This is a genomic window from Roseibium sp. (assembly GCF_025698965.1).
Taxonomy (GTDB): domain Bacteria; phylum Pseudomonadota; class Alphaproteobacteria; order Rhizobiales; family Stappiaceae; genus Roseibium.
In genome coordinates, this window is record NZ_JAILWL010000611.1 from 1 (window position 1) to 3,247 (window position 3,247).

5 protein-coding genes are annotated in these 3,247 nt (G+C 54.3%); 2 read left to right on the top strand and 3 right to left on the bottom strand.

Features of this window, described 5'->3' with window-relative positions; genetic code table 11:
• Nucleotides 1–54: 54 nt before the first annotated feature.
• The 3 genes from K5905_RS30440 to K5905_RS30450 all read right to left on the bottom strand — a co-directional run bounded on the left by K5905_RS30440 (nucleotide 55) and on the right by K5905_RS30450 (nucleotide 1,914).
• A complete protein-coding gene (locus tag K5905_RS30440; protein ID WP_297591460.1) occupies nucleotides 55–762 on the bottom strand; it encodes a glutathione S-transferase family protein in 708 nt (235 codons plus the stop codon).
• Between the two features lie 93 nt (nucleotides 763–855).
• A complete protein-coding gene (locus K5905_RS30445) occupies nucleotides 856–1,212 on the bottom strand; it encodes a helix-turn-helix domain-containing protein (RefSeq protein WP_297591461.1) in 357 nt (118 codons plus the stop codon).
• A 135-nt stretch (nucleotides 1,213–1,347) separates the two neighbouring features.
• Complete coding sequence (locus K5905_RS30450) at nucleotides 1,348–1,914, bottom strand: cadmium resistance transporter (RefSeq protein WP_297591462.1); 567 nt, start codon at nucleotides 1,912–1,914, stop codon at nucleotides 1,348–1,350.
• Between the two features lie 487 nt (nucleotides 1,915–2,401).
• Here K5905_RS30450 and K5905_RS30455 point away from each other — a divergent pair, with 487 nt between their 5' ends.
• Both K5905_RS30455 and K5905_RS30460 read left to right on the top strand, forming a co-directional pair.
• Nucleotides 2,402–2,626: a hypothetical protein gene (locus K5905_RS30455; RefSeq protein ID WP_297591463.1), complete on the top strand. Its 225-nt coding sequence runs from the start codon at nucleotides 2,402–2,404 to the stop codon at nucleotides 2,624–2,626.
• A gap of 3 nt (nucleotides 2,627–2,629) precedes the next feature.
• Nucleotides 2,630–3,247 (top strand): portal protein (locus K5905_RS30460; protein ID WP_297591465.1); only part of this gene is annotated, 618 nt, incomplete at its 3' end.

The window sequence follows — 3,247 nt, forward strand, 5'->3', positions numbered from 1 at the left end:
TGCAGCCAATCTTCGCGATTAGCGACAACAGGGTTTGTCATCTTCAATCCTTCCTCAGGCGCTCTTGGCGATTGGTGTTTCGGTTTGCCAATGAGGGGGCATCGTTGCCACCACTTCCGGCATGGCATTCATCCGGTTCTTCCAGGCAGCAACATTTGGATAAAGGTCGGGCGGATATCCGAAGCCAGCAGCGGTCATCAACTCGGCCCTGGTTTCAACGGCTCTTTGCAACAATCTGACTTCCGGAAAAGCGAGCGCATCGGCAGCGCTTGGCATCTCCCCGGCCAGGAACGTTCGATCGTCAGACAGGAGATCTTCCAGATAACGACATTCGGCGTGAACGAAGGCTGCTTCCTTCTGAAAGGTTCGATCGTTTTCAGATCCTTCGTCAGGGACCTTGGCATCGGTGAAGAAAGCCCTGCTCAGCAGCTGCCTATTGGCTTCACGTAGATATTCCCGGCACTCCATGGCAATCTGCCAGACGGTGGCGGCCTGTGTCGGCGTCTCACCAAAAAGTGGTTTGTCCGGATACGCCTTGTCGAGCCAGGCAAGGATCGCAATCGAGTCCCGTAAAACGATGTCGCCAGACGTCAATACCGGCACTTTGGCGCGCGGGTTCATGGCCAGAAAATCAGGCTTCTGATGATCCTTTTCCGACACGCTGAGGATCCGGATATCGGCATCAATCCCCTTGAACGCAAGGCCAAGAAGAACGCGCCAGCCACGAGGGGCGCCGCTGAATGTGTAGAGGGTAGGTCGCATCGATTGTCTCCCGTGTTTCGATAGGGAGAATGTGCGATTACGGTATCAATCAACAAGTAGGCAGAATAATCTTATATAGCACTCAAAAAGATACTATTGTTGTAATTCAAGGGTTTTTTCGTTTGAATTTTCTTCCCTGTGATCCACCCACCATTGATGCATTGTCTGAAACATTGTCTTCAAGGCCAAGGCGTCTTCAGTGGCTGAATATTCGACGCGCGGCGGCACCTCGGCATAGACTTTGCGCTTGACCAGACCGTCGTCTTCCAGTGCACGAAGCTGTTTGGTGAGCATGGTTTGGGTGATGCCATCCATTTCACGTTGCAATTGCCCAAAGCGCTTGGTTCCCCGGAAAATGAGGATCTGCAAAATGGTGAGTTTCCACTTGCCCCCAATCATGTTGAAAATGATCGGTGCGGGGCAAAGTCTGGTGTCCTGATCTTCAGCCATTTTTCTTCCCAGAGTTTCAGCCGGCGAACAATCTGCCGGAGGAAGTCAATAGTCTTGTTTCAAGAGTAATACTTGAATTGGAGGGTTGCCAGTAGAAAGCGAGCAGCCATCCCGGTTTCAAGACCCATTTTTAGCTCAAAACACGTCCGTTGTGGTGTCGAGCAGGATGTAGATGCCGGCCGCTATCATCACAAAGGGAGACAGCCGTTCGAAGAACCGTCCGATCCGCTTGTTTTGGGCAATCCGTTTGGACAGGAATGTGCCGAGCACAAGTAGACCGATGACGGCGATGAAGGCCCCCAGCAGGGCGAACTGATCCATGTCCTGGCGGCTGTCGGCAAAGATGGCAGCGAGCAGCACAAATGTGTCTGTGCTGAGCGCCAGAAAGATGGACAGCGTTCCGGCAATAGAGTTGGCTGATTTGGCTTCGGTCCGATCCAAAGCGGAGTGCCGGTTGGTTTTCCAGATTTCCCAAACGCCGAGCCCGATGGGAACAATACCGAGATACCCGAGAAATTCCGGAGACAGGAAAGTGGCCCCAGCACCAATCAGCAGAGACCCACCGATTACCAGTGCGTGTGCAAGCAGAAAACCTGTCAGAACCTGCCGGTATTTCCCCGCAGAAGACAGGGCGAGAAAGGCAAAAAGCCCGTCAATATTCGTCAGACCATATGCGAATGCGACGGAGAGGGCGAAAACCACTCGGAGTTTCCCTGAAGACAGTTGGAGTCAATTCTGTGCAGTATCGGTTCGTAGCAGTGTTATGGGAAGCGGGCTAGGCCGTGTGTGTCAGAAACCAGATACTTTAAAAAATGCAATTCAGGACGCTTCATAACCGACATAGATGAAGCGGTTGATCGCAAAGCAGATTTCAAAAACCTGCGTCTAAACGGAGCTTTGAGACACTCGCGTGCGCTCGACAGTTCGTCAAATCGGCGCTAAAACTGGTGTCATATCAATACATTGGGAAAATGCGGCCGCTTCGCAGTTTGGCAATTTGGGGGCAACGGCACCCTGGCCAATCGGCTGAGTTTTTTCCACGTCTAACCCTTTCAGAAAATGGCAGTCCTCAGGTGCATTCTCTGCAGTGCGCGCAACGAACAGGTGCGTGCCGGCGGTTGTCCTACACCTTCACTCCTCGCTGAAAGCTCCAAGTTCGCGGACTTACCCCGAAAAAGAGGTTCCCCCTATGTGCATGTTCAAATCACCGTCTGGCTCCAGCGCGGAGACCGAACCGCCAGCACCGCCGCGCGAGCCTGATCCATTGCGGCAGGCAAAAAGTCTTCAAGAGGTCAATCGGCGCCGCCGGGCAGCGGCTTACAATACCGGTAAAACGACTCTGACCGGTCCGCTGGGTGTCAGCGATTACGCAAGCCACTCGAAACCCGGTGTCACTCTTTTGGGGCGGGCATAGTTCATGGGTATTGTCGATGACCTGAAATCGGAACTTCAATGCGCGCGGTCCGAACGCCTTTGGTACGAAGCTGACTGGCAGGACTATGTGACTTACTCGGCGCCGGATATGGAGCGGGCGTTCAATCGTCCCGGCGGGGTGATCGCGCAAGATGGCATGAGCGCATTTCGCCACTCTGCTGCCAGGGAACGCTCGCGCAAACTCTACGACCCGACTGCGGTCTGGTTGCTGGACAGGCTTGCCTCCGGTGTCGGTTCGCTGACCATGCCTGAAGGCTTCAACTGGCACGGGGTCGGCTTCGGTGATCCCTTCGCACCGCCTCCGACACAAGCGGATGAGGAATTTTTCGAGCTGGTGCGCGATCATCTGTTCCGCGTGCGCTCTGCCGGTAAATCCGGTTTTGCGCTTGCCAACCGGTCGCGACTGCTTTCAACGGTGAAACTGGGGACAGGTGTTCTGTTTCCGGCCGAAAACGAAGGCAACCTCGCCGATATCCGCACCCCGATCCATTATCGCTATGTGCCGCTATACGAAATCTATCTGATCGTGGACGCACAAGGCGCAGATTGCGGGTTTTTCCGGGTGCGCAAGCTGAAGGCCTGGCAGGCCGCGAAGGAATAT